Raw genomic sequence first — 855 nt, 5'->3', positions numbered from 1 at the left:
GGGTGTTGGGGCGCACGTTAATTCCTCGCCTTACTCTGGATGACCAGCACTCGGATCTGTCCCAGCAGGGCAATGTCCCGCTTGGATTGACAGTATTTAGTGCTGAGAATGTTAAGCGTGACGCGCTACAAGTCGGTTGGGTCACGGTAGGCCAAGAACGCTTGTTGGCTCGTCGCTCTCGTTTATGGATGAACCATAAACCTATGTTGGTTGCGGAACTCTTCTTGCCAACCTCACCCATTTACTCTAAGGAGAGTGTGTAAATGCTGGCCACCAAAGCGAAAGCCTATTGGCAGTTAACGCGCATGGATCGCCCAATTGGAACCTTATTGCTGCTTTGGCCAACCTTGTGGGCTCTAGTGATTGCAGCGAACGGCCTGCCAGACCTGTCGGTATTGGTGGTGTTTGTGCTGGGCGTCATTTTGATGCGCTCGGCGGGGTGTGTAATTAATGACTTTGCAGACCGTAAGGTGGATGGTCACGTAAATGCCTTCTGGTGCTGTAACCAGTAAAGAAGCGGTCGCCTTGTTCTTAGTGTTGGCTGTGGTTTCGTTTTTATTGGTACTCACCATGAATACCTTGACCATCCAGCTTTCGTTTGTTGGTGTAGGCTTAGCTTTTATTTACCCATTTATGAAGCGCTACACACACTTGCCACAGCTGTTCCTTGGCTTAGCTTTTAGTTGGGCAATTCCAATGGCGTGGGCAGCACAAACCAATGAGCTGCCTGCTGTAGTATGGTTTGTGTTTGCGATTAATGCACTGTGGACGATCGCTTACGACACGCAGTATGCGATGGTTGACCGAGACGATGATCTGAAGATTGGTATCAAGTCGACGGCTATTTTATTTGGT

At 49.4% G+C, this 855-nt stretch carries 1 protein-coding gene and 1 pseudogene; both read left to right on the top strand.

Annotation, left to right across the window (positions count from 1 at the left end):
- On the top strand, window positions 1–263 hold a 263-nt coding region (locus tag KIV40_RS34695; protein WP_285353992.1), incomplete at its 5' end, for a chorismate lyase.
- Window positions 264–855: pseudogene (locus KIV40_RS34690) on the top strand (UbiA family prenyltransferase); the annotation flags it as partial.

Source organism: Vibrio sp. D173a, from assembly GCF_030248475.1.
The sequence above is the reverse complement of the archived record's forward strand: the minus strand, read 5'-3'. Positions and strand labels throughout refer to the sequence as shown.